This window comes from Halomonas mongoliensis (genome assembly GCF_052496345.1).
In genome coordinates, this window is record NZ_CP199288.1 from 2,534,964 (window position 1) to 2,560,224 (window position 25,261).

Genomic DNA, 25,261 nt, shown 5'->3' on the forward strand with positions numbered 1-25,261 from the left:
AGGAAGCCGGGACCCTGGCGACCCAAGGGGCTAGCATACCCTTTCGGATCACCGAGGAGTCCAGATGAGATCACGACGCCTGTTGCTGTTGCTGCCGGTGGCTGCCGCCGTGGCGGCCTTCTTCCTCTCCGGGGCCGGCGACTACCTGACCCTCGAGGCCCTGCAGGCCGAGCAGGCCCGCTTCCAGGCCTGGCTGGCGCGGGAGCCGGTCACCGTGATCGGCGGCTTCTTCCTGCTCTATGTGGCGATGGCCGCGCTCTCCCTGCCGGGCGCGACCCTGATGACGGTGCTGAGCGGCGCCCTGTTCGGGCTGGGCTGGGGGCTTGTGATCGTCTCCTTCGCCAGCGCCCTGGGGGCCACCCTGGCGGCGCTGATCGCGCGCACCCTGCTGCGCGGCCCCCTGGAGCGCCGCTATGCCGGGGTGCTCGAGCGCGTCAATGCCGGCATTCGCCGGGAGGGGGCGCTCTACCTCTTCACGCTGCGCCTGATTCCGCTCTTCCCCTTCTTCGTGATCAACCTGGTGATGGGCCTGACGCGGATGCGGCTGACCACCTTCTACTGGGTCAGCCAGGTGGGCATGCTGCCGGGCACGGCGGTGTTCGTGAACGCCGGTCGCGAGCTCGGGGAGCTGCAGGCCCTGGGCGATATCCTCTCGCCCTCGCTGCTGGCCTCCTTTGCGCTGATCGGCCTCTTCCCCTGGCTGGCGAAGTGGCTGGTGGCGCTGGTCAAGCGCCGCGCCCTGGCCAGGCGCTACGCCCGGCCGGCACGCTTCGACCGCGATATCGTGGTGATCGGTGCCGGTGCCGCGGGGCTGGTGGCGAGCTATATCGCCGCGGCCGTGCGCGCCCGGGTGACCCTGGTGGAGCGCGAGAAGATGGGTGGCGACTGCCTCAACACCGGCTGCGTCCCCTCCAAGGCGCTGATCCGCGCCGCGCGCTCGGCCCGGGAGGTGCGGCGGGCGGGCCGGTATGGGGTCCGCGTCGCCGAGCCGAGCGTGGACTTCGCCGCCGTGATGGGCCATGTGCAGGGCGCCATCGAGGCCATCGCCCCCCACGACAGCGTCGAGCGCTACACCGGCCTCGGGGTGGAGGTGCTCGAGGGGGAGGCGAGGCTGACGAGCCCCTGGGAGGTGAGCGTGGCGACGCAGGAAGGGCCTCGCACCCTGACCACGCGCCATGTGATCATCGCCAGCGGGGCGCGGCCCCGGGTGCCCGAGCTGCCGGGCATCGACGCCATCGAGGTGCTGACCTCGGACACGCTGTGGCGGCTCGAGGCGCTGCCCGAGCACCTGGTGGTGCTCGGCGGCGGCCCGATCGGCTGCGAGCTGGGCCAGAGCTTCGCCCTGCTGGGCAGCCGGGTGACCCTGGTGGAGTCGTCAGGCCAGCTGCTGCCCCGGGAGGATGCCGAGGTCGGCGATGGACTGCTGGCCGCCATGGACGAAGATGGCGTCAGGGTCCTGCTGGGCCATCGGGCGCTCGAAGTGGTGACCGACGCGACGGGCCCGGCACTCGAGGTGGCGAACAGCGAAGGGCAGCGTGAACGACTGCCCTTTACCCATCTGCTGGTGGCCGTGGGGCGTGAGGCCAACGTCACCGGCATGGGGCTCGAGGCGCTGGGCGTCGAGACCCGCGCTAACGGCACCCTGGACGTGGACGAGACGTTGCGCAGCGTGCTGCCCAACGTCTGGGCCTGCGGCGACGTGGCGGGGCCCTATCAGCTCACCCATGCCGGGGCCCACCAGGCCTGGCACGCCACGGTCAACGCCCTGTTCGGCGAGGTCCGGCGCTTTCGGGTCAGCTACCGGGCGCTGCCGGCGGTGACCTTCACCACCCCGGAGGTGGCGCGGGTGGGGCTCAACGAGCGCGAGGCCCGGGAGCGGGGCGTGGCTTACGAGGTCACTCGCTACGCTCTGGCGGAGCTCGACCGCGCCCTGGCCGAGGGCGATAGCCAGGGCTTCGTCAAGGTCCTCACGCCCCCCGGGCGCGATCGCATCCTCGGGGCCACCGTCGTCGGCGAGGGGGCCGGCGAGATGCTCGCCACCTTCACCCTGGCGATGACCCGGGGGATCGGACTGAACCGTCTGCTGTCCACTATTCATCCCTATCCCACCCGCAGCGAGGCGGTGAAGGCGACCGCCGGGGTGTGGAAGAATGCCCACAAGCCCGAACGCCTGCTGGGCTGGCTGGCGCGCTACTTCGCCTGGCGGCGCGGTGGTGAGAGTAGCGAGAAAGGATGAGGCCATGCACGACTTCCTGATGCTCAACGAACCCGGGATCCGCTTCGCGGCCTTCGCCGGGGTGCTGCTGATGATGGCGGGCTGGGAGCTTCTGGCGGCCAGGCGCCCGCAGCGGATCACTAGGCGCCAGCGCTGGCCCGGCAACCTGCTGATCGTGGTGATCGACACCCTGGCGGTGCGCCTGGTGTTTCCGCTGGCGGCGGTGGGGGTGGCGCTGACGGCGGAGCAGCAGGGATGGGGGCTCATGCACTGGCTCGAGGTGCCGCTGTGGCTGGCGGTACCGCTCTGCGTGGTGGCCCTCGATGCCCTGATCTACTTCCAGCACCGCCTCTTCCACGCGGTGCCCCTGCTGTGGCGCCTGCATCGCATGCACCACGCCGACCTCGAGCTCGACGTCACCTCGGGCCTGCGCTTCCACCCCGTGGAGATCCTGCTCTCCATGGCGATCAAGGTCGCCGCCGTGGTGACGCTGGGGGCGCCCGCCCTGGCGGTGCTGCTCTTCGAGGTGATCCTCAACGCCACCTCGATGTTCAACCATGGCAATGTGCGCCTGCCGCAGCGGCTCGACCGCTGGCTGCGCCTGGTGGTGGTGACCCCCGACATGCATCGGGTCCACCACTCCTGGCTGCGCCACGAGACCGACAGCAACTTCGGCTTCAACCTGCCCTGGTGGGACCGCCTGTTCGGCACCTACCGGGCCCAGCCCGAGCAGGGGCACCTGGGCATGACCATCGGCCTCGAGGCGTTTCGCGACCCCGGCGAGCTGAGGCTCGACCGCATGCTGCTGCAGCCGTGGCGCAACCCCGAGCCCTCCGAGCCCGATGGCCAGGGCGTCACGCGAGGGTAAGGATCCGCCCGCCGGCGGCCTCGGCATCGGCGTGATCATGGGTGACCAGCAGGCTCGGCAGCCCCGCCTCCCGCAGCCTGCCAAACACCAGCTGGCGCATCTCCTGGCGCAGTGCCGTGTCGAGCTTCGAGAAGGGCTCGTCGAGCAGCACCGCTCGGGGCGCCGAGAGCAGCAGCCGCATCAGCGCCACCCGCGACTGCTGGCCGCCGGAGAGGGTGGTCGGGTCGCGCTCGCCGAAGCCGGCCAGGCCCACCGCGTCCAGCGCGGCCTCGACCCTGGCGGCGCGGTCGCGCGCCGCTCGCGGCAGGCCAAAGCGCAGGTTGCCGGCCACCGAGAGGTGCGGGAAGAGCAGCGGGTCCTGGAAGAGCAGGCCGATACCCCGCCGCTCCGCCGGCAGCCCCGTGATATCGCGGCCATCCAGCAGTACCCGGCCCGAGGCCTCGAACGCCGGCGCCAGGAAGCCTGCCACGAAGGCCAGCAGGGTCGACTTGCCCGACCCGGAGGGGCCCATCACCGAGAGGATCTCACCGGGGCCCACCTCGGCATCGAGTGTCAGCAGGCTCGCCCCGTCCAGGGCGAGTTGGACGTCCTTCAGCACCAGATGATGGCGATCGTTCATGGTGAGCCTCGCATGCCGCAACGGTGGGACCAGAGCAGCCGCGGCAGGCCCACGGCGACAAGAAAGCCCAGCAGCGGCAGGCTGGCCTGGACCAGCGCCCAGACGCCGATCAGGCGCCGGTCGCCGCCGGCGGCCAGGGAGACGGCCTCGGTGGTCACGGTGGGCACTCGGCCGGCGCCGAGCAGCTGGGTAGGCAGGTACTGGCCGATGCTGACCGCGAGGCCCACGGCGCCGGCGGTAAGCAGCGGCGCCAGCAGCATCGGCAGGCGCACCCGCCAGAAGGCGCCGTCGGGCGAGGCGCCCAGGCTCAGGGCCAGCTGCGACCAGCGCGGGTCGAAGCGACGATAGGCCTCGGAGAGCGACAGGAACACATAGGGCAGCACGAAGAGCAGGTGACCGAAGATCACCAGGGCATGCTGCGGCCGGGTGCCCAGAGACTCCGTCACCACCACTAGGCCGAACAGGAAGGCGATCTGCGGCACGATCAGCGGCAGATAGAGCAGGGTGAGGGCCGAGGCAAGATGGCCCTGGGCCGGATGGCAGCCGGTGCGCTGCTCGTTCTCCAGTGCGGCCAGGGTCAGGGCCAGGGCGAGCAGCGTCGCCACGCCGGCGATCACCAGGGTCGAGGCGACCGGCCCGGCCAGCGATGGCAGGGCGCGCTGCCAGTGCAGCAGGGTGAAGGCGTGCGGCAGGGCCTCGGGGAAGCGCCAGAAACCGGAGACCGAGTGCAGCGCCAGGGTGGCGATCCCTGCGCAGGCGGCGAGGGTGGTCAGCAGGATCAGTCCCTTGCCGGCCAGGCGCAGCGGCCATTCGCCGCGGCACCGCTGGCCCCCCTCGACCCAGCCGCGCCCCAGGCGGGCGACCAGGCGCTCCAGCCCCCACCAGATCGCCAGGGCCGAGGCGGTGACGCCCAGCTGCAGCAGCGCCCCGGCCGAGGCCATGAAGCGCCGCGAGAGGTCCGGATCCTGGAACCAGGTGAGGATGGAGACGGCCAGCGTCGGTGGCAGGGTGGGGCCGAGGATCAAGGCCATGTCCACCACCGAGGTGGCATAGGCGATCACCGCATAGACCGGCAGCCGGATCAGCGGATAGAGCGCCGGGGCGACGACCTTGAGCCAGGCGATCGTTGGCCGATAGCCCAGCGAGCGCGCCATGGCCAGGCGCCACGCTGGGGCCAGCTGGGGCAGGGCGGCCAGGCTCATCAGCAGCAGGAAGGGAATCTCTTTGAGGATGAGGCCCGCCATCAGCGAGAGCCCCCAGGGGTCCTGGACGATCAGCAGGTCCGGTGGCCGCTCCCAGCCGGTCAGCCCGGGTGAGGCCAGTCGCGCCAGCAGCCCCGAGGGGGCGATCAGGAAGGCCAGGCCGAAGGCCGCCGCCGCGTGAGGCAACGACAGCAGCGGCGAGACCAGGCGGCGGATCCAGTGGTCCAGCCGGCTGCCGGAGGCCGCGGCCAGGAACAGCAGCACCACCGTAAGCGAAATGGCCGTCGTCACCAGGCCGCTGGCCAGGCTGACCGCCACCGAGCGCGCCAGGCCCGGCTGGGCGAAGAGCTCCCGCCAGGGGGCCATGCTGAAGGCGTGGCCGCCAAGCGCCGGCAGGTAGCCGAAGGCGGGCAGGGCGGCCATGGTAAGCCCCGCCAGGATAGGCCCCACCAGCAGGGTGACGATCAGCGCCGGCGCGAGACGCAACAGCATTGCGTGAACGCCCGGTGATCAGCGGCGCACATAGCGCTCGCGCCAGGCCTCCTGAAGCGCCGTCATCCAGCTCGGGTGGGGCTCGGGGAGCGTCTTCTCCAGGGCATCGGCGGGCAGCATGGCGGGGTTCTCCTCGTCGATGGCGAAGCGCGCCCGGTCCGCCTCGGGCAGGCGGGCGACGTCGAGCACGGTGCGGTCGCCCCACACCGCCAGGTCCTGCTTGTGGGCCTGGGCCTCCGGGGAGAGCAGGAAGTTGGCCACCGCCATGGCGCCGGCCCGGCGCGGCGAGTTGAAGGGGATGGCTACGAAGTGCACGTTGCCCAGGGTGCCATCGTCCAGCACATAGCTGCGCACGCTCTCCGGCAGCTCGAAGTCGGCCACCGCGGCGGCGGGCTCCGAGGGGTAGAAGGTGAAGGCCAGGCTCAGCTCGCCGTCGCCCATCAGCCGGCGCAGCTCCGGCCCGGTGGCGGGAAACTGACGGCCGCTGCGCCACAGGTGGGGATGCAGGGCATCCAGGTACTCCCAGAGCGGCGCGGTGACCGCGGCGAAGTCGCTCTCCTCCGCCGGGGCGTAGAGGGGGGCGGTGTCCTCGACCAGGGCTATCAGCGCCTGCTTGAGGAAGGTGCTGCCGGTGAAGTCGGGGATGCGCGGATAGGTGAAACGCCCGGGGTTGGCCTCGGCCCAGGCCGCTAGCGCCTCGATGCTGCGCGGCGGGCCGGTATCCCCCATCTCTTCACTGTCCCCGATGTCTTCGCTGTCATAGTAGAAGGTGATCTGGGCCTTGCCCCAGGGCGATTCGTAGCCCTCGGTGGGCAGGGTGAAATCGGTCACCACCTCGGGGTTGTGCCCGGGGTGGGTCAGGGCGAAGTTCGGCAGCCGCTCGGCGAAGGGGCCATGGAGCAGGTCGGCCTCCTTCATGGCGGCGAAGTTCTCGCCGTTGATCCAGATGAGGTCGATGCTGCCGTCGTCGAGGTTGCCGGCGGATTTCTCGGCCAGCACCCGGGAGACCGCCGCGCTGGTGTCGTCGAGCTTGACGTGCACCAGGCTGAGATCGTGCTCCTCGGCCACCCGCCGCGCGACCCACTCGATATAGCGGTTGGTGCGGCTGTCGCCGCCCCAGGCGTTCCAGTAGACGGTCTGGCCTCGAGCCTCCTCGAGCACCGCCTCCCAGTCGGTGGGGTTCGGGGCGGCCTGGAGGGGGGTGGTCAATATCAGTGCCAGGGCGGGGAGCAGGGCAAGGGGGCGGATCGGCATCGGGCAGTCCTTGTCGGGGGCGTCAGGGGGAATCAATCGCCGAGGGCGAGGCGCAGGTCAAGCAGTTCATCTTTTACCCGGTCGATGGTCGCCGGCGAGAGGTAGTGCTCGACCCGCTCGCGCACATGGGCCACCAGGGCGTCGTCGCTGAGCTCGGCGGACCAGTCCTCGCCGCCGGCCGCGGCATCGCGCTCCCGGCGGTGCTGGGCCCGCCACTTGGCGCACCAGGTCAGCGACCAGAGCCACATGGCCCGGCGGCAGGCCAGCAGCGAGGCGGGCTCCGTGGCCAGGCCGGCGGTGCTCCGCCACTGGCGATAGAAGTCGGCCACCTCCTCGAGGGTCAACACGGCGCGGCTGTGCAGGTCCCAGGTGGTGGAGGTGTAGAGGGTGGCATGGGCCAGGTCGAAGCCCGGCAGGCCGTAGCGGCACTTCTCCAGGTCCACCAGCACGGCGCGTCCCGAGTCGGTGATCAGGAAGTTGCCGGGGTGGGCATCGAAGCTGATCAGGCGAGGTGCCGTGCCGGGCCCCGGCGGCAGGCGCTCGGGCAGCGCCGCGAGCTCCTCCTCGATCCGCGCGCGCGCCTGCCGGGAGAGGCCGGCATGTGCCAGCCACTCCGCCTGGCGCGCCACCTCCTCGCGCATGGCCCGCCAGGGGTCGGCGGGAGAGCGTAGCGGGGCGCGGTCCGCCTCGGCGGGCACCTCCAGGCCATGGATGGCGGCCAGCGCCTCGGCGATGGCGGGCAGGTCATCGGGGAGGCGGGCCGGTCGCCCGCGGACCGCGCTGACCAGCAGGCCGCCGCGGGGCAGCTCGGGCGCGGGCGGCAGCACGCCGTGCAGTGCCGGCGTATGGCCGCTCGGGCCGGCGCGGGCGAAGCAGGCCGCCTGGTAGGCGAGGTTCTCCTCGGCCGGCAGCCCCATCTGGCTCTGCTTTGGCAGCCGTGCCACCCAGTCGATGGTATCGCGCTCGAGCCACACATGGGTATGGGCCAGGCCGGTATCGGCCATCGGATGCACCGCGCGGATATCGGCCGCCAGGCCGGCGCGCGCCAGGGCCCCGGCCAGGGCATCCTTTGCGTCGAGTCGGGTGTCCGCGCAGGGGACGGAATCCGGCATGTCGTTCCTCGGTGTCGGGGGTTAGGCGTCTCATCAATGTCGGGCGAGGCCAGCCATCCTTACAGTGTCGTGGGCAGGGCGTGTCGGGTGGCGTGCGGGTGAGCTGTAAGCCATCCGGTCATCCGCCGACAGAACCTGACCGCGACGACAGCGGTGGGCCAGGGCGACGATGCGTGCGCCCGGCCGAGCGATGCTCCGGCGTCGTCGCGACTCGCCATCACGGAGGTAGCTACCATGTCACAGCATGACGATAAACGCCGCAAGCTGCTAGGACGCCTGGGACGACAGCTGGCCTACACGGCGCCGGTGCTCGCCCTGGTGGCGGGCGGCGTCACCCTGCATGCCACCGTCGGCGAGGAGGACTCCTCGCCTGTCTTCTCCACGTTGTCTGCCATATCGCTGCTCTTCACCAACGCCCATGCCGAGGCGCATGCGGAGGGAGGTGCCGAGGCACAGGGTGAAGCAGAGGCAGAGGCAGAAGCCGAGGGGGAGGCCGAAGCGGAAGCAGAAGGCGAGGCCGAAGCGGAAGCAGAAGGCGAGGCCGAAGCGGAAGCCGAGGGGGAAGCTGAAGCCGGCGATACGGAGGCGGTAAGCCGCCCCGCGGGCTACGAGCCGGCCTACAGCGAAACCGGCGAGAACCCCACCGAGCTGCTGGCCCGCGGCGAGGTTCTCTACTACGACACCTCGCTGAGCACCAACGGCCTCTCCTGCGCCACCTGCCACGGCAGCGACGGCCAGGACATGGGCTACAACCCCACCTTCGAGGAAGCCTTCCCCCACCGGGTGGCCATGGCCGAGAACCAGTTCGGCATGTCCGAGGTGCATGCCGACGAGATGGTGCAGATCTGCATGGTGGCGCCCATGCAGGCGAGCCCCCTCGACTGGGGTGGCGAGGCGCTTCCGTCACTCTCGGCCTACATGGTGGAGGTGCAGCGACGCTACACCGGACAGCCCCACGACCTGTGAGGCTGCCTCGCCCCGCCGGGCGCCGGCCCCCCCCTGTGCGGGAGCCATGCCGGCGCCCGGTGCCTTGCTCGCCGACGCAGAATGCCTGCCTCGCGCCCAGTGCCCTGTTGCGGCCTGCACGCGTCACCACCTACGCTGATGAATATCGGCCGCGGCTGAACCAACCGCCCCGCCGACACTCACATCCTCCAGTAGGGTCGCGCAGGGAAGATCACCATGAGCCGAGTTCATGCCGCCCTGATCGGGCGCCGCTTTCTCCTCTTCAGCCTCGCCTGCCTGGCGCTGGGCGTTGCGCTGGCGCTCTTCCAGTCTGTGGTCCAGGCCCAGCAGAACGAGCGCACGGCGCTGGTGATGACCGTGGAGGGGGCCATCGGCCCCGCCACCAGCGACTACTTCCAGCGCGGCCTGCGCCGGGCCGCCGAGGGCAATGCCGAGATCGTGGTGGTGCAGATGGACACCCCCGGTGGCCTCGACGCCTCCATGCGCGACATGATCCGCGCCATGCTCACCTCGCCGGTGCCGGTGGCCATCTATGTGTCGCCGAGTGGTGCCCGGGCCGCCAGTGCCGGCACCTACCTGCTCTACGGCAGCCACGTGGCTGCCATGGCTCCCTCCACCCACCTGGGGTCGGCCACCCCGGTGCAGATGGGCGGCGGTTTTCCGGGGATAGGCGGCGATGACGACGACGAGCGCAGCGGCGACGGGGCCAGGGCGGAGGAGTCCGAGGAGGCCGCCGATGCCGCCGATGCCGCCGGCGACGAGGCGGCCGTACCCGACGCCGAGGCAACCGGCGAGGAGGCCGACGAGCGCAGCCGCGCCGCGGACACGCCGCGCCGCGGCGAGACCGCCATGGAGCGCAAGGTGCTGGAAGACGCCGTCTACTACATTCGCGGCCTGGCCGAGCGCCACGGTCGCAACGCCGACTGGGCCGAGGAGGCGGTGCGCGAGGCGGTCAACCTCACCTCTCGGGAGGCGCTGGAGAAGAACGTCATCGACGTGGTGGCCAGCGATATCGAGGACCTGCTCGAGCAGATCGACGGGCGTACGGTGGTGATGGAGCGCGGCGAGCAGACCCTCGAGACGGCGGACCTGACCATCGAGCGCTTCGATCCCGACTGGCGCACCCAGCTGCTGTCGGTGATCACCAACCCCAACGTCGCCTACTTCCTGATGATCATCGGCTTCTACGGGCTGATCTTCGAGCTCTCCAACCCCGGCAGCCTGGTGCCCGGCACCATCGGCATCATCAGCCTGCTGCTGGCGCTCTTCGCCTTCCAGGTGCTGCCGGTCAACTATGCGGGGCTGGCGCTGATCCTGGTGGGCCTGGCGCTGATGGTGGGCGAGGCCCTGATGCCCAGCTTCGGCATCCTCGGCTTCGGCGGTATCGTCGCCTTCGTGATCGGCTCGGTGATTCTGATGGATTCCGAGATGCTGAGCATTTCGCTGCCCATGATCGGCGGGGTGGCGGCCCTGGCCGCGGCGCTGATGCTCTGGGTGATGACCCGCTTCATGGGGCTGCGGCGACGCCCGGCGCGCACTGGCGTGGAGGAGCTGGTCGGCAGTCAGGCCGTGGCGGTCGAGGATTTCGACGGCGCGGGCCACGTGAAGCTGATGGGCGAGCGCTGGAAGGCCCGCGCCATCCGACCGGTCGCCAGGGGGCAGGCGGTCCGCGTGGTGCGTATCGACGGCCTGACCCTGGAAGTGGAGCCCCTGGCCTCCGAACCGTCCTGACCCCGGGGCGCCAGACGGCGCCTCACCCCAACCTCGCAGTCAAGGAGAGTGACCATGCTGATTTCCTATCTTGTGCCGGTGGTCCTGCTGTTCATGCTGATCGCCGCCTCGATCCGAATCCTGCCGGAGTACAAGCGCGGGGTGATCTTCTTCCTCGGCCGCTTCCAGTCGGTCAAGGGGCCGGGGCTGATCATCGTGATCCCGGGCATCCAGAAGATGGAGGTGGTGGACCTGCGGGTGATCACCATGGACGTGCCGGAGCAGGACGTGATCTCCCAGGACAACGTCACGGTGAAGGTCAACGCCGTGCTCTACTTCCGGGTCATCGACCCCGAGAGGGCGATCATCCAGGTGGAGAACTTCACCGTGGCCACCAGCCAGCTGGCTCAGACCACCCTGCGCTCGGTGCTCGGCAAGCATGACCTGGACGAGATGCTCTCCGAGCGGGACAAGCTCAACGACGATATCCAGGAGATCATCGATGCCCAGACGGAGGAGTGGGGCATCAAGGTGGCCAACGTGGAGATCAAGCACGTCGATCTGGACGAGAGCATGATCCGCGCCATCGCCCGCCAGGCCGAGGCCGAGCGGGAGCGGCGGGCCAAGGTGATCCACGCCGAGGGCGAGCTGCAGGCCTCGCGCAAGCTCGTCGAGGCCGCCAACGTCATGGCCGAGAACTCGGCGGCCCTGCAGCTGCGCTACCTGCAGACCATGAGCGACATGAGCAACAAGAACGCCTCCACCATCGTCTTCCCGCTGCCCATGGACATCATGGAGGCCTTCAAGCACATGAAGGCTTCGCCGGCGGCCCAGGCCCGCAAGGCGCAGAACGGCGACGACTGACCCCTGCCATGGCCTTCCCGGCCGTGGCATCCTGAGGGGCCCTTCGCGACATCGAGGTTGCCTTGAGCCCCGCTTATCTCTCGCGCCGCCAGCAGGGTCTCTTGATGACCGGCGGCGGCGCCCTGATCATTTCCCCCGACGCCCTGCTGATCAAGGTGATCGGCCTGCCCGACGCCGAGATTCTGGTCTGGCGCGGGCTGCTCACGGCGCTTGGCTTTATCGTCATCATGCTGCTGCGTCACGGCGCCGGCACCCTGCAGGCCTATCGGCGCTGCGGCTGGACCGGGCTTGGCGTGGCGCTGCTCTTCAGCCTCTCCACCTTCGGCTTCGTGCTGGGCAACCAGTACACCCGCGGCGGCAACGTGCTGATGATCCTGGCCGGGGCCCCGCTGATCGCCGCGCTGCTCTCGCGCTTCTTTCTGCAGGAGCACCTGCCGCGGCGCACCTGGCTGGCCATCGGTGCCTGCCTGGCGGGCATCTCGCTGATCGCCCTGGATGACGCCGGGGTGGGCTCCTGGCTCGGCAACGGCTTTGCGCTGCTGGCCGCCACGGCGCTCGCCGCCAACTTCACCCTCTGCCGCACCCGCCCAGGGGTCGACATGAGCCCCATGCTGACCCTCTCGGGGCTGATCGTGGCGGCCAGTGCCGGCCTCTATGGCCTCATGGGCCCCGGCCTGGCGCTGCCTGCCGGACAGAGCCTGCTCTGGCTGGTGGTGCTCTGCCTGATGCTGTTGCCCCTGGGCTTCACCCTGATCCAGCGCGGCCCGCTCTACCTGCCCGCCGCCGAGGTGGGGCTCTTGATGCTGCTGGAGGTGGTGGCGGGGACGCTCTGGGTCTGGTGGCTGCTGGGCGAGAGGCCCACGCCCCTGGCCTTCGCCGGCGGCGCCCTGGTGCTGGGCAGCCTGCTCGCCAAGGGCCTCTATGAGCGCCGTCTGGAGCGGCGGCTCCGGGCCCGGGGTGCAGCGCAGCAGGGGAGCTGCTAGAATGCGCGGCTCTCTCGAGTGCCGCCCCCGAGCGGCAGATCAGACAAGGGACCCGCACCCGTGATGATTCCCCCGGCAGGGCTGACGACTCCGCCCTAGCGCATATCTCCTCCCTCGGCGCCTCGTCACCGAAGCGTCACTCCCTGGCGCCACCCTGTGGCCGCCCGGGCGCGCCTGCGCCCATCCCTGGCAACAACGCACCATAGCGATAACGTCCGACGCCGCGATAGGCGCTGCACCCGAAGGATGCGGCCAATGGCCCGCCGCTGTTCTCGGTGCGGCCCCTTGCGGCATGACCCCCACCCCTGACTGGAACAGAGCATGTTCGAATCGATACGCCAGACCTGGCTCTCCAACGTGAAGGGCGACACCCTCGCCGGTATCGTGGTGGCCCTCGCCCTGATACCCGAGGCGATCGCCTTCTCCATCATCGCCGGCGTGGACCCCAAGGTGGGGCTCTACGCCTCCTTCTGTATCGCGGTGATCATCGCCTTCGCCGGCGGCCGCCCGGGCATGATCTCGGCGGCCACCGGCGCCATGGCGCTCCTGATGGTCACTCTGGTACGCGACCATGGCCTCGAGTACCTGCTCGCCGCCACCCTGCTCACCGGTGTGCTGCAGATCATCGCCGGCTACCTCAAGCTCGCCGAGCTGATGCGCTTCGTCTCGCGCTCGGTGGTGACGGGCTTCGTCAACGCCCTGGCGATCCTGATCTTCATGGCCCAGCTACCGGAGCTGACCGGAGTCACCTGGCATGTGTATGCCATGACCGCGGCGGGCCTCGGCATCATCTACGGTTTCCCCTACCTGCCCAGGATCGGCAAGTCGATCCCCTCACCGCTGGTCTGCATCGTGGTGCTGACTGCCGTCTACCTGCTCTCCGGCATGGAGATCCGCACCGTGGGCGACATGGGCGAGCTGCCCGATACCCTGCCGGTCTTCCTGTGGCCTGACGTGCCGCTCAACATCGAGACCCTGTGGATCATCCTGCCCTACTCGCTGATGCTCACCGTGGTGGGCCTGCTCGAGTCGATGATGACCGCCACCATCGTCGACGATCTCACCGATACCCCGAGCGACAAGAACCGCGAGTGCAAGGGGCAGGGCATCGCCAATATCGGCTCCGGCCTGCTGGGCGGCATGGCGGGCTGCGCCATGATCGGCCAGTCGGTGATCAACGTTAAATCCGGCGGCCGCGGGCGCCTCTCCACCCTGGTGGCCGGGGTGGTGCTGCTGATGATGGTGGTGTTCCTCTCCGACTGGGTCTCGCAGATTCCCATGGCCGCGCTCGTCGCGGTGATGATCATGGTCTCCATCGGCACCTTCAGCTGGGCCTCGATCCGCGACCTCAAGCAGCACCCCATGAGCACCAACGTCGTCATGCTGGCCACGGTGGCGGTCACCGTCTTCACCCACAACCTGGCCATCGGCGTCTTCGTCGGGGTGCTGATCGCGGCCATGAACTTCGCCAACAAGGTGGGCAACATCCTCCATATCGGCAGCGAGGAGGCCGAGAAGGGACGCCATCGCACCTATCGGGTGGTGGGCCAGGTGTTCTTCGCCTCCTCCGAGCGCTTCGGCAACGCCTTCGACTTCAAGGAGAGCGTGGAGAAGGTCACCATCGATCTCTCCCGGGCCCACTTCTGGGACATCACCGCCGTGCAGGCCCTGGACCGGGTGGTGATCAAGTTCCGCCGCGAGGGCACGGAGGTAGCGCTGGTGGGCCTCAACGAGGCGACGGCCACCATCGTCGACCGCTATGCTGTGCACAATGACCCCGCCGCCGTCGACAAGCTGATGGGCGGCCACTGAGGAGCACGATGACGATGACAGAACAGGTAATGGCCGCCATCGACGGTTCGACCTTCTCGGAAGGGGTGTGCGACTACGCCGCCTGGGCAAGCCAGGCCCTGGAAGCGCCGCTCACCTTCCTGCACGTGGTCGACAACCACCCCCAGACCGCCGAGGCGGACCTCTCCGGCCATATCGGCCTGGGCGCCCGGGAGCATCTGCTCGAGGAGCTCGCCCAGCTCGACGAGCGCCGCGCCAGGGTGGCCAGGGAGCAGGGGCGCCTGATGCTCGAGGCGGCCCGGGAGCGTGCCATCGAGGGTGGCGTTGCCGAGCCCGGCACCCGTCAGCGCAACGGCACCCTGGTGGAGACCCTGGAGGAGCTACAGGAGGAGATGCGCCTGCTGGTGATCGGCAAGCGCGGCGAGCGTGCCCACCAGGACAGCGGCCATCTCGGCTCCAATCTGGAGCGGGTGGTACGCAGCCTGCGCCGGCCGATCCTGATGGTGCCCCAGCGCTTCAAGGCACCTGAACGGGTGATGATCGCCTTCGACGGCAGCCAGACCGCCCGCAAGGGGGTAGAGATGCTGGCCAGAAGCCCGCTGTTCGAGGGGATCCCGGTGCATGTGGTGATCGTAGGGGCCGAGACCGGCGACAACCGCGCCCAGCTCGACTGGGCCCTCGAGACCCTGCGTGGCGCCGGCCATGAGGCCGAAGGCGCCATTCGCGCCGGCGAGGTGGAGGCGACCCTGCGCGCCTACAAGGAGGAGAACGCCATCGACCTGCTGGTGATGGGGGCCTATGGCCACTCGCGCATTCGCCAGCTGCTGGTGGGCAGTACCACCACCGCCATGCTGCGCCGCGCCAGGGTGCCGGTGCTGCTGCTGCGCTGACCCTTTCACGAGCCGGCCCCTCTCGGTGCGCCGGCTTGTCTTGTTCACGATGCTCCCAGGCCGCCAACCGGGGTCAGGAGAGATGCCTTTCCGGAGTGATCCATGTCCCGCAAGATCTACTGTATTGCCAGCTTCAAGCCCAGGCCCGGCCGCGAAGAGGCCCTGTTCAAGGCCCTGCAGGCCCTGGAGCCGAACACCCATCGCGAGGATGGCTGCCTGCACTATACCGTGACCCGCCATATCGACCATCCCAATGCGCCGGGCACCAGCTATCCCATCGTCTTCCACGAGGTCTGGGCCAGCCGCGAGCTCTTCGAGGCCCACTGCAACCGACGCGAGATTCAGGAGTTCTTCGCGACCCACGTCGAGTCGCCGGACGGTGATGTCGAGGATGCCAATGTCTGCGTCTATACCGATGAGCCAATCGACTACGACGCGCCCCGGCAGTCGACCCCGGGTGCATGAGCGGTGATAATGGCTGGCCGATAGCCGTTTCGGCAGGGGAATGTACTGCCGGAAACATTCAAGGAGAGGTTTTTATGAGCATTGTCCGTCACGACACCAAGGCGCGCATGAGCCGCGCCGTGATCCACAACGGCATCGCCTACCTGTGTGGGCAGGTGGCCGGCCCCGAGGCGCGCCACGGCGACATCACCGAGCAGACGCAGAGCATGCTGGCGCGCGTGGACGCCCTGCTCGCCGAGATCGGCTCCGATCGCGAGAACCTGTTGACCGCGACGATCTACCTGAAAGACGGCCACGACTTCGCCGCCATGAACGCGGTGTGGGATGCCTGGGTGCCCACCGGCCACGCCCCGGCGCGCACCTGCGTCTGCGCGCCCATGCCCGCCGACGAGCTCAAGGTGGAGATCACCGTCTCGGCCGCCGTGGTCAGCGGCGAGTACAGCTACTGAGCGGCCCTACCGCATGCAGGGGTCGTCCATGACGGCCCCGTCCCTCGGCCTGAGACGCCGCGACAGGGCGTCCACGGCGATATTGAGCGTCGCGGTGATCAGCAGCAGGAAGAAGGCCACGTCGAACATCAGGTAGTCGAACCCCTCCTCGATATAGAAGCCCAGCGTCGCCACCCCCAGCATCCCCAGAATCGCCGTCTCGCGCAGGATCACCTCGGCGCGGTAATAGAGCAGCGCCAGCATGCCCGGATAGAGCCGCGGCAGCAGCTCGTAGGCCAGCCGGCCCGTAGCGGAGAGCCCCGGCATGCCGGGCGTCAGGGCGTCGGCGTGGCGCGCCACCAGAAAGGCGATCAGGGCCCCGTTGTGCAGCGCCAGCGCCAGCCAGGCGGGCAGCAGCGAGGGCCCCAGCAGCAGCAGGAAGAGAAACGCCAGCATCAGCTCCGGGGTGGAGCGCAGGGCGATCAGCAGGCCGTGGCCGGCGAGCCGGGTGCCGCGATTGCCGAAGTGGCGGCAGGCCAGGGGCCACAGCGCCATGGCCACCAGCAGTGCGCCCACCGTGCCGAGCAGCCCCAGCAGCAGGGTGTTGCCGATGGCCGGCCCCAGGTCCGGGATGCGCGACAGCCACTCGACCAGGCCCGCCCAGTCCCCGGCCAGTAGTTCTCGTGGCCAGATGTCCTCGCTGACGAAGCGCCATACCAGGGCCCCATCCACGCTGGGCCAGGGGCCCAGCAGCCAGGCGCCACCGACCAGAAGCACCGGGATCAGCCGACGGTGGCTCCAGCCGGGCAGGCTGGCGATCAGCAGATAGAAGAGCCACAGCAGGGCGCCCGCCTCGTGATAGCGCCCCTCCCGGAAGGCGGTCTCCAGGTGGAAGCCCAGCGTCGGCAGCCCCACGAAGCCCAGCAGCACGCTGGCGCGCAGGGCACACTCGAAGCGGTAGCGGGTGTAGGCGGCAAGCTGCGCCCAGGCCAGCGGCAGCTCGGCGTAGACGAAGCGCACCAGGCGGCCGGTGCCCGGGGGCAGGGCGTCTCGGGGCGCCCGGGGCGTCTGCTCGAGGATCTCCGCATAGACCTTGGCGAAGATGCCGGCATAGGGGATGGCCAGTGCCGCCAGCGCCGTGACGGCCGAGAGCCCGAACACCTGCAGGAAGAGCAGCGCCCAGAACAGCTCGTGGATGGCGCGCAGGAAGGCGCAGACGGCGCGCACAAGCCGCGAGCGGGCAAAGAGCAGCGCCAGGGGGAAGCCCAGCACCACCCCGGCCAGGGTGCCCCAGATCGCTACCGCCACGGTCAGGCCGATGGCGGAGAGCGGCGACTCCAGCGCCCCCCAGGCGGGCCAGGCCATGCCCAGTGCCATGCGGCCGAGCTCCGTCCAGGGCTCCCGGGTGTGGATGGCGAGATCGGCGAAGGGCAGGAGCACCACGGCCAAGGCCACCAGCCCCAGGGTGTGGCGGGCGAGCTTGAGCCCGGGTGTGTCGCCCCGCCACCAGTGGCGCCCATGGCGGGGCGGGTGAGTGCGCGCCTCGCTCACGGCCGGCCCCGGGCGCAGGGCAGCGCTTCCGGATTCGGCATCGTCGGCGCGGCCGGTTCGGAGGAGGCGTCGGCCGGGGCGTCGGCATCCGGATAGAGGGTGTCCAGGTCGTCCAGGGTCAGCGCCCGGGTCGGGGCATCGATCACCAGCCGACCCTCCCTTAGCCCCCAGACCCGGTCGAAGTGGGAGAGCGCCAGCTCGCGCTGATGGAGCGCGACCACCGAGGTGGGATGGCGGGCATCGATCAGCGCCAGCAGGCGCAGCGCCTGGTGGGGGTCGACGCTGGCCACCGGCTCGTCGCCGAGGAAGATCGCCCGTCCCTGGTAGAGGGCGCGGGCGATGGCCACCCGCTGGCGCTGGCCGCCGGAGAGTCGGCCCACCGGGCGCCGCGCGAGGCCCTCCAGCCCGAGCAGCGCGCAGAGCTCACCCACCTCCCGCCAGGGGCGAGCCAGGGGGCGTACCAGGTTCCAGAGCGCCGCCAGGGCCGAGTGCTCCGGCAGTCGCCCCATGAAGACGTTGTGGTAGACGGCAAGCTGAGGCACCAGGCCGTGGTGCTGGGGGCACCAGGCGGCGCGGGTCCCGAGCCTTTCACGCAGCTCGGCCAGCAGGGTCGACTTGCCCGAGCCGCTCTGGCCGAGCAGCGCCACCCGCTCACCCTCATGCAGGGTGAGCGTCAGTCCGGGCAGCACCAGGTGGCGGGGGCGCCCCTGGCGGCCGCGGCCGTGGCCGAGATCCTCGGCCTCGAAGCGGACCAGTGCAGGGCCGGTGGGGGGGCGGCGTTGCTCGCTCTCCATGGCGCTTGCCCTCAGCGCAGCAGGCCGAGCTCTTCCGCGACCTCCTCGATGGGCGCGTAGAGGGCGTTGTCGGCGGGAATGAAGGCCTCGCGGGGGAAGCTCGCCAGCAGCGCCGGGTCGTCCATCTCCAGGAAGGCGGCCTGGACCTTTTCGGTGAAGCCCTCGCCGAAGCGCTCGTCGGCGTCGCCGCGCAGGGTCCAGTTGTAGTCGGGATAGGGCGGGGTGGCCCAGATCACCGAGACCCGGTCGGTGTCGACGCGGCCATCGGCGACGGCGGCGTCCCAGACGGTATAGTTCACCGCGCCGATGTCCCAGGTGCCCGCTTCCACCAGGGCGATGGTGCGGGAGTGGTCGCCGGAGTAGCCCACCCGGGAGAAGAAGGCCTCGGGGTCGACGTCGTCGAAGCGCTCCCGGAAGAAGTGCTCCGGCATCAGGCGCCCGGAGGTGGAGGTGCGCGAGCCGAAGGTGAGGCTCATCCCCTCGAGCGCGTCGGGCAGTTCATCGGCCCGCTCGAGGCCGGTCGAGCGGTGGGCGATGAAGTAGCTCATGAAGGCGTCATCCTCGCTGCCCTGGGCGAGTGCCTGGGAGCCCGGTACCAGGCGGCGGGCCTGGACGCCGGAGAGGCCGCCGAACCAGGCCAGCTGCACCTGGTCGTTGCGAAAGGCGGTGACCGCGGCGCTGTAGGACTTCACCGGCACGTACTCCACCTCGACGCCCAGGCGCTCCTCCAGATAGTCGGCGACCTTGCCGAAGCGCTCCACCAGGCGCGCCTGGTCCTCGTCGGGAATGGCGGTGAAGCGGAAGGTCTCGGCGGCCGCACCCTGGGCGAACAGGACAAGGGTGGCGGCAAGGGCAAGGCGGCGCATGGCAGGGCTCCAGCGGTGACAGGGGGCGCTATTGTTGTGCGAGAGGCCGCCTCTGGCAAGCCCGCGGGTGGTGTTCAGTCATTGCGCGGGGCGGCGTAGCGGGTGCTCTTGAGGCTGTCCTTGATCTTCTTGAGATGGGGCAGGAAGTCCTCGCCGCGGCGCAGGGTCACCCCGGTGGCCAGCACGTCGATCAGCGTCAGCTGGATCATGCGCGAGGTCATGGGCATGTAGTGGTCGGTATCCTCGGGGGTGGCCACCTCCAGGGTCTCGGTGCACTCCGCCGCCAGGGGCGAGCCCGGGGCGGTGATGCCCAGCACCACGGCGCCGTTCTCCCGGGCCAGGCGGGCGATATCGACCAGCTCCCGGGTGCGGCCGGTCCAGGAGATCACCACCACCACGTCCCCGGTGTGGCAGCTCGACGCCACCATGCGCTGCATCAGCACGTCCACGTAGGCGGTGACCGGCATGTTGAAGCGGAAGAACTTGTGCTGGGCATCCTGGGCCACGGCCCCCGAGGCGCCGAGCCCGAAGAAGTGCAGCTGCCGAGCCTGAATCAGGTAGTCCACTACCTTCTCGATGCGCACCGGGTCGGTCTGGCGCAGGGCTTCGTCCAGGGCGGCCATGGTAGCCCCGAAGATCTTGCGGGTGTAGTCGGCGGCGCTGTCGTCGGGCTCCACCGCCTGGCTGACATAGGGCGTACCGCCGGCCAGGCTCTGGGCCAGCTTGATCTTGAAGTCCGGGTAGCCCTTGGCGTTGAAGCTGCGGCAGAAGCGGTTGACGGTGGGCTCGCTGACGGAGGCGGCCTGGGCCAGGCTGGCGATGCTCATGCTGGTGGCGGCGGTGGGGTCGGCGAGGATGACGTCGGCGACCTTGCGCTCCGAACGGTTGAGCTCCTCGAGGCGCTGACGGATTCGATCGAGCAGGTCGTGACTGGCCATGGGCGGTTGGGGTCTCCGTAACGGCTGGCGGCAGGGGATGTGGTGATTTAACGACATTATGCAGGTTATGCTGCGGGTAGGCGATGGACCGGTCCGGCTCCGCACAGGAGCGCGCCGGCAGACAAGGAGGGCAGGGCATGACGCAGCAGACTCGAGGGAAGCCGACCGCCGGTGACGGCATCGACCTGGCGATCTTCGGTGCCATGGGCGACCTGGCCCGGCGCAAGCTCTTTCCGGCGCTCTACCATCTCGATCGGGAGGGGCTCTTGCCCGCCGACACGCGCCTGCTGGGGCTGGCGCGCCGGGAGCTGGACGCGGCGGCCTTTCGCGAGGAGATCGAGCAGGCCCTGGCGCGCCAGCTGCGGGCCGAGGAGCAGGAGCGTGAGGCCATGGCGCGCTTTCTGGCCCGCCTGGATTACCGCCGCCTCGACTTCGCCCTGCCCGAGGGCTACGCGCAGATTGCCGACTGGCACCGCGGGAGTTCGCGGCCCCTGGTGGTCTATCTCTCCGTGGCGGCCAGGCTCTACGGCGACATCTGTCGCCACCTGGAGGCGGCGGGCTGCCTCGATGAGCGGGCCCGGGTGGTGGTGGAGAAGCCCATCGGCCACGACCTGGCCTCCTCGGCGTCGATCAACGACGCCATCGGTGCCGTCTTTCCCGAGTCGCGGATCTACCGCATCGATCACTACCTGGGCAAGGAGACGGTGCAGAACCTGATTGCGCTGCGCTTCGCCAACCCGCTCTTCGGTACCCAGTGGAACCAGAACCACATCTCTCACGTGGAGATTACCGTGGCCGAGCAGGTCGGCATCGAGGGGCGCTGGGGCTACTTCGATGAGGCGGGCCAGCTGCGCGACATGGTGCAGAACCACCTGCTGCAGCTGGTCTGCCTGATCGCCATGGACCCGCCGGCCAACCTCGACGCCGATGCCATCCGCGACGAGAAGGTCAAGGTGCTCAGGGCGCTCAGGCCCTTTACCGAGGAACGGCTGGGCCGGGACGTGGTGCGCGGCCAGTACATTACCGGTACCGTCCACGGCCAGGCCGTGCCCGGCTACCTGGAGGAGGAGGGGGCCAACCCCGGGAGCCATACCGAGACCTTCGTGGCCATCCGCACCGGCGTGGAGAACTGGCGCTGGGCCGGGGTGCCCTTCTACCTGCGCACCGGAAAGCGCATGCCCGAGAAGCTCTCCCAGATCGTCATCCACTTTCGCCAGCAGCCCCACTACATCTTCGACCCGGACCAGCGCGACCTGGCCGCCAACAAGCTGGTGATCCGCCTGCAGCCCGAGGAGGGCATCATGCTGGAGGTGCTGACCAAGGACAGTGGCCTGGACAAGGGCATGCGGCTGCGCCGGGGCCCATTGCAGCTGGACTTCAACAGCGCCTTTCCCAAGACGCGGATTCCCGACGCCTACGAGCGCCTGCTGCTGGAGGTGATGAAGGGGCGGCAATATCTCTTCGTGCGCCGGGACGAGGTGGAGCACGCCTGGCGCTGGTGCGACAGCCTGGTGGCCGCCTGGTCCGAGCGGGCCGAGCCGCCAAGGCGCTACCCCGCCGGCTCCTGGGGGCCGGTCGCGTCCATTGCCATGATCACCCAGGATGGCCGAAGCTGGTACGAGGATTACTAGCGAGCGTCAGGAGCGCCGCGACGAGGCCGGAAACAGGAAGGGGCGGGCTTCGTCGGGAGCTGTAGGAGCGCGATTTATCGCGCGATTCTGGAAGGCCTCTCGGGAGGAAACCATATGAGCGAGCTGTGTCGAGAGCGCCTGGCTACCCAGCTGGCCGAGGCGGTGGCGGAAGCGCTGCAGCATGACCTGAATCACCAGGAGCGTGCCCTGCTGGTGGTCTCCGGCGGTTCTACCCCGGTGCCCTTCTTCCGGGCCCTGGCCGCCCGGGAGCTGCCCTGGGAGCGGGTCGAGGTCACCCTGGCCGACGAGCGCTGGGTGGCAATGGAGCACGCCGACAGCAACGCTCGCCTGGTGGGTCACCACCTGCTGCAGGGCCCTGCGGCGGCGGCCACCTTCGTCTCCTTGACCACCCATGACCCCACCCCGGAGCAGGGCGTGGCTGAGGTGGCCCGGCGGCTCGCGTCGCTGGCCTGGCCCGCCAGCGCCGTGGTGCTGGGCATGGGCGGCGACGGCCACACCGCCTCGCTCTTCCCCGACAGCCCGGAGCTGCCCCTGGCGCTGACCACCGCCGAGCCGGCGGTGGCGATCCGCGCCCCGGGCCAGCTGCCCAGGCTGACCCTGAGCGGCGACCGGCTGCACCGTGCCCGGCGTCACTTCCTGCATATCACCGGCGGCGACAAGCGCGACACCCTGGTGCGCGCCCTGGCCGGGGATGACCCCCGGGAGCTGCCGATCCGCGCCTTTCTTTCCTGCCCGCTGGCGATCTACTGGGCTCCCTGAACCGACCGGAGGTGTTCCATGACCATCGACAAACAGCTGCCCTCGACCCGCACCACCGAGCTCGACAGCATCTGCCTCAAGGCGGAGGTGATCCCGGTGCTGGCCATCCAGCGCCTCGAGGATGCGGTGCCCCTGGCCACCGCCCTGGTGGAGGGGGGGCTTTCCGTGCTGGAGGTGACCCTGCGCACCGACTGCGCCCTGGAGGCGGTGCGCCGCATCAAGGCGGCGCTGCCCCAGGCCAGCGTGGGCGTGGGGACCGTGCTCACCCCGGCCCAGTACCGCCAGGCCGAGGAGGTGGAGGCCGACTTCGTGGTCACGCCGGGGGCCACGGCGGCGCTCTATCGCCACGGCGTCAGCAGCCCCGTGCCGATGCTGCCGGGGGTGACCACCGTCTCCGAGGTGATGTCCGGTTGGCAGCACGGCTACCGCCGCTTCAAGTTCTTCCCCGCCGAGGCCAGCGGCGGCGTCAAGACGCTGAAGGCCTTCGCCGGCCCGCTCCCCGAGGCGCGCTTCTGCCCCACCGGCGGTATCACCCTGGAGAACGCCGAGGACTACCTGGCGCTGAAGAACGTGATGTGCGTGGGCGGCACCTGGCTGACGCCCCAGTCCCTGGTCGACGCCGAGGACTGGCACGGCATCCGCCAGCTGGCCCGGGAAGCCGCGGAGCGGTTTCATCACTGAGCTGATCTGAGCGCCTGCAGAGGTGGGCGCTTACCTTCTGGTGGTTTCCGGATGACTTTCCATCCATGAACCGACACGCAGGCGCTTGCCCAAGGCAATGGCGAGGAACTGTCATGACCGAGCAGCAAGTACGAATCTTCACTTCCCGTGATGGCCAGGCACAGCTGGAAGTGGCGCTGGACCGGGAGACGGTCTGGCTGAGTCAGGCCCAGATGGCTGAGCTATTCGGTACCAGGCGCCCGGCCATCACCAAGCATTTGAGTAATATCTACAGGAGTGGCGAGCTCAGTGAGGAGAGCACATGTTCCATTTTGGAACATATGGCGGAGCATGGTCAGCGGTACCGCACGAAGCGTTATAATCTAGACGCCATCATCTCGGTTGGTTACCGCGTCAATTCGAGTCGTGCCACCCAATTCCGCCAATGGGCTACCCAGGTGCTCAAGGACCACCTGGTGCAGGGCTATACCCTCAATCAGCGCCGCCTGGCGGAACGCGGCATCGAGTTCGAGCAAGTGGTCGATCTGCTGAGCCGCACGCTGACCAACCAGGGGCTAGTCTCCAGGAAGGGCGAGGCGGTCGCGCGCGTGATCAGCGACTACGCCCGCTCCTGGAGCCTGTTGCAGGGCTATGATGAGCAGCAGCTGGCCGAGGTCGGCATCAGGCAGCCGGACATGCAGCCGTTGGAACTGGACGAGGCTTTCGATGCCATCGGTGAGCTCAAGCAGGCCCTGATCGCCAAGAGCGAGGCCACCGAGCTTTTCGGCCAGCTGCGGGGCGATGGCCTGGCCTCGGCCCTGGCCACTATCGAGCAGGGCTTCGGCGATGAGCTGTTCTATCCCAACGTCGCCAGCCGCGCGGCGCACCTGCTCTACTTCGTCATCAAGAATCACCCGTTGGCCGATGGCAACAAGCGCTGCGGCTCCTTCCTGTTCCTATGGTACCTACGCCGAAACGCCGCTTTGCTGGCGCGGCCGGTGGAACAACTGATCAATGACAACACTCTGGTGGCTCTGGCCCTGCTGGTGGCGGAAAGCCTGCCGGATCAGAAAACCCTGATGATCCGGCTGATCGAGCATTTCATTCTGCTACGAGAACCTGTCAAGGAATAGCCCGACTCACCCCCGCGAGAGCGTGGTGCCCAGAAGGTGCTGGGCGCCGGGCACCAGCCACACCGGGTCGAGGCGGGTGTTGGCGGCCTCCGCGCAGAGGAAGCGGCGGCCGGCATCGGCGGGGGTGTCCTCGGGCAGGGCGTCACCCGGCTGCCAGACCACCGCGGAGTCGCTGCCCTGGCGGGCGATACGCAGGCGGCGCTGCCCATCGTCCAGGGTGAGCTCGGCGTTGCTGTGGTAGATGCGGTCCACGGCGCCGCGTACCCCGAGCTCGCCCTGCTGTTCGCCCTCGGCGAAGCCGGCCAGCTTGTCCAGGTAGCGGGCGCCGACCAGCCCCTCGAGGCGGCAGGCTCGGGCGTCGGCCACCGCCAGGTAGCTGTGCAGGGCGCCGCTGATCTTCACCGGGGTCTCGCCCACGTGCTCGGTGATCAGCTCCACGTGCAGACGCCGGGCGTTGGCCTGGATCACCACCCGCGGCGCGAGCTGAGTGTGCAGTCGCTCCTCTGGTGAGAGATGCAGCTCCACCCCCTCCTCATGCTCATCCACGGCGTCCAGGCGCCAGCCGGCCAGGCGCGCCGGGCCGTGGAAGGGGCCGCTCCTGTCCTCGCTCTCGTCGGCATAGTGGTCGTCGGCGAACCAGGGCCAGCAGAGCGGGATGCCGCCGCGGATCGTGCCGGGCAGCGCCTGGGGGGTGGGCGTCACCCAGAGCCAGCCACCTGCCACCAACGCTTCTTCGCCCTCGCCCTCGCTCTCGCTTGGGCGTGAGGCGCTGACGCGCGTTCGGGTGTCTTCGGACGCGTTAGAGAGCGGCGACGGAAGAGAGCCCTCAGCGGTCGCGGCGTCGGACGACGGAAGAGAGCCCTCAGCGGTCGCGGCGTCGGGCGACGGAAGGAAGTGCAGGACCTGGCCTCCCTGCAGGGAGAGGGCGAGCTCGCCCCAGGCCTCGTTGGCCAGCCACACCTGGCGGCCTTGCCATTCGGCCCGGCGCTGGCCTCGGGTCTCGTCGAGCAGGGTTCTGAGCGAAGCGGGAATCATGAGGCCTCCTGAGC

General features: G+C 69.6%; 23 protein-coding genes. 14 read left to right on the forward strand and 9 right to left on the reverse strand.

What is annotated here, in order from left to right:
* Positions 1-64 precede the first annotated feature (64 nt).
* Positions 65-2,236, forward strand: a complete 2,172-nt coding sequence (locus ACRYRV_RS11945) for an FAD-dependent oxidoreductase (RefSeq protein ID WP_444985013.1) — start codon at positions 65-67, stop codon at positions 2,234-2,236.
* A gap of 4 nt (positions 2,237-2,240) precedes the next feature.
* Positions 2,241-3,083 (forward strand): sterol desaturase family protein, encoded by an 843-nt coding sequence (locus ACRYRV_RS11950; RefSeq protein WP_444985012.1) that lies wholly within the window; start codon positions 2,241-2,243, stop codon positions 3,081-3,083.
* Here ACRYRV_RS11950 and ACRYRV_RS11955 read toward each other — a convergent pair.
* The 4 genes from ACRYRV_RS11955 to ACRYRV_RS11970 are packed head-to-tail and all read right to left on the reverse strand — an operon-like array spanning position 3,070 to position 7,762.
* A complete protein-coding gene (locus tag ACRYRV_RS11955) occupies positions 3,070-3,702 on the reverse strand; it encodes an ATP-binding cassette domain-containing protein (RefSeq protein WP_444985011.1) in 633 nt (210 codons plus the stop codon). The two genes, ACRYRV_RS11950 and ACRYRV_RS11955, sit on opposite strands and share 14 nt — an antisense overlap.
* Positions 3,699-5,396, reverse strand: coding sequence for an ABC transporter permease (locus ACRYRV_RS11960; RefSeq protein WP_444985010.1), 1,698 nt, complete (start codon positions 5,394-5,396; stop codon positions 3,699-3,701). Before ACRYRV_RS11960 ends, ACRYRV_RS11955 begins: the two co-directional genes overlap by 4 nt.
* An 18-nt stretch (positions 5,397-5,414) precedes the next feature.
* Positions 5,415-6,650 (reverse strand): ABC transporter substrate-binding protein, encoded by a 1,236-nt coding sequence (locus tag ACRYRV_RS11965; RefSeq protein WP_444985009.1) that lies wholly within the window; start codon positions 6,648-6,650, stop codon positions 5,415-5,417.
* A 32-nt stretch (positions 6,651-6,682) separates the two neighbouring features.
* Positions 6,683-7,762: a phosphotransferase gene (locus ACRYRV_RS11970; RefSeq protein WP_444985008.1), complete on the reverse strand. Its 1,080-nt coding sequence runs from the start codon at positions 7,760-7,762 to the stop codon at positions 6,683-6,685.
* Between the two features lie 234 nt (positions 7,763-7,996).
* Here ACRYRV_RS11970 and ACRYRV_RS11975 point away from each other — a divergent pair, with 234 nt between their 5' ends.
* The 8 genes from ACRYRV_RS11975 (at position 7,997) to ACRYRV_RS12010 (ending at position 15,880) form a co-directional block, all read left to right on the forward strand.
* On the forward strand, positions 7,997-8,728 hold the full coding sequence (locus tag ACRYRV_RS11975) for a hypothetical protein (protein WP_444988728.1): 732 nt from the start codon (positions 7,997-7,999) through the stop codon (positions 8,726-8,728).
* Positions 8,729-8,944: 216 nt separating this feature from the next.
* Positions 8,945-10,459, forward strand: coding sequence for an NfeD family protein (locus tag ACRYRV_RS11980; RefSeq protein WP_444985006.1), 1,515 nt, complete (start codon positions 8,945-8,947; stop codon positions 10,457-10,459).
* A 54-nt stretch (positions 10,460-10,513) separates the two neighbouring features.
* Positions 10,514-11,302: a slipin family protein gene (locus ACRYRV_RS11985; protein ID WP_253444771.1), complete on the forward strand. Its 789-nt coding sequence runs from the start codon at positions 10,514-10,516 to the stop codon at positions 11,300-11,302.
* Positions 11,303-11,406: 104 nt separating this feature from the next.
* Positions 11,407-12,285 carry a DMT family transporter gene (locus tag ACRYRV_RS11990; RefSeq protein ID WP_444986293.1) on the forward strand — a complete coding sequence of 293 codons (879 nt, stop codon included), beginning with the start codon at positions 11,407-11,409 and terminating at the stop codon, positions 12,283-12,285.
* Between the two features lie 321 nt (positions 12,286-12,606).
* Complete coding sequence (locus tag ACRYRV_RS11995) at positions 12,607-14,097, forward strand: SulP family inorganic anion transporter (RefSeq protein ID WP_444985005.1); 1,491 nt, start codon at positions 12,607-12,609, stop codon at positions 14,095-14,097.
* A gap of 14 nt (positions 14,098-14,111) precedes the next feature.
* Positions 14,112-14,966, forward strand: coding sequence for a universal stress protein (locus ACRYRV_RS12000; protein WP_309635387.1), 855 nt, complete (start codon positions 14,112-14,114; stop codon positions 14,964-14,966).
* Between the two features lie 102 nt (positions 14,967-15,068).
* Positions 15,069-15,431 (forward strand): putative quinol monooxygenase, encoded by a 363-nt coding sequence (locus ACRYRV_RS12005; RefSeq protein ID WP_444985004.1) that lies wholly within the window; start codon positions 15,069-15,071, stop codon positions 15,429-15,431.
* Positions 15,432-15,505: 74 nt separating this feature from the next.
* Positions 15,506-15,880 (forward strand): RidA family protein, encoded by a 375-nt coding sequence (locus tag ACRYRV_RS12010; protein WP_253444759.1) that lies wholly within the window; start codon positions 15,506-15,508, stop codon positions 15,878-15,880.
* 6 nt (positions 15,881-15,886) lie between these two features.
* On the opposite strand, the gene ACRYRV_RS12015 is transcribed toward ACRYRV_RS12010, so the two are convergent.
* From ACRYRV_RS12015 to ACRYRV_RS12030, 4 genes are all read right to left on the reverse strand, one after another.
* The gene (locus ACRYRV_RS12015) at positions 15,887-17,410 is read right to left on the reverse strand and encodes a PhnE/PtxC family ABC transporter permease (RefSeq protein ID WP_444985003.1); all 1,524 of its coding nucleotides are present in this window, start codon (positions 17,408-17,410) and stop codon (positions 15,887-15,889) included.
* The gene (locus tag ACRYRV_RS12020; protein ID WP_444985002.1) at positions 17,407-18,204 is read right to left on the reverse strand and encodes an ATP-binding cassette domain-containing protein; all 798 of its coding nucleotides are present in this window, start codon (positions 18,202-18,204) and stop codon (positions 17,407-17,409) included. Before ACRYRV_RS12020 ends, ACRYRV_RS12015 begins: the two co-directional genes overlap by 4 nt.
* A gap of 11 nt (positions 18,205-18,215) precedes the next feature.
* Positions 18,216-19,070: a putative selenate ABC transporter substrate-binding protein gene (locus ACRYRV_RS12025; RefSeq protein WP_444985001.1), complete on the reverse strand. Its 855-nt coding sequence runs from the start codon at positions 19,068-19,070 to the stop codon at positions 18,216-18,218.
* A gap of 74 nt (positions 19,071-19,144) precedes the next feature.
* Entirely contained in the window at positions 19,145-20,008 is an 864-nt protein-coding gene (locus tag ACRYRV_RS12030) for a MurR/RpiR family transcriptional regulator (RefSeq protein ID WP_253444748.1), read from the reverse strand.
* A gap of 137 nt (positions 20,009-20,145) precedes the next feature.
* On the opposite strand from ACRYRV_RS12030, the gene zwf reads away from it, so the two are divergent.
* From zwf to rhuM, 4 genes are all read left to right on the forward strand, one after another.
* A complete protein-coding gene (gene zwf / locus ACRYRV_RS12035; protein ID WP_444985000.1) occupies positions 20,146-21,639 on the forward strand; it encodes a glucose-6-phosphate dehydrogenase in 1,494 nt (497 codons plus the stop codon).
* Between the two features lie 114 nt (positions 21,640-21,753).
* Positions 21,754-22,419, forward strand: a complete 666-nt coding sequence (gene pgl, locus ACRYRV_RS12040; protein ID WP_253444743.1) for a 6-phosphogluconolactonase — start codon at positions 21,754-21,756, stop codon at positions 22,417-22,419.
* Between the two features lie 18 nt (positions 22,420-22,437).
* Complete coding sequence (locus ACRYRV_RS12045) at positions 22,438-23,100, forward strand: bifunctional 4-hydroxy-2-oxoglutarate aldolase/2-dehydro-3-deoxy-phosphogluconate aldolase (protein ID WP_309635393.1); 663 nt, start codon at positions 22,438-22,440, stop codon at positions 23,098-23,100.
* A 113-nt stretch (positions 23,101-23,213) separates the two neighbouring features.
* Positions 23,214-24,212, forward strand: a complete 999-nt coding sequence (gene rhuM, locus ACRYRV_RS12050) for a RhuM family protein (protein ID WP_444984999.1) — start codon at positions 23,214-23,216, stop codon at positions 24,210-24,212.
* 6 nt (positions 24,213-24,218) lie between these two features.
* Here rhuM and ACRYRV_RS12055 read toward each other — a convergent pair whose 3' ends face one another.
* A complete protein-coding gene (locus tag ACRYRV_RS12055; protein WP_444984998.1) occupies positions 24,219-25,247 on the reverse strand; it encodes an aldose epimerase family protein in 1,029 nt (342 codons plus the stop codon).
* Between the last annotated feature and the right edge of the window lie 14 nt (positions 25,248-25,261).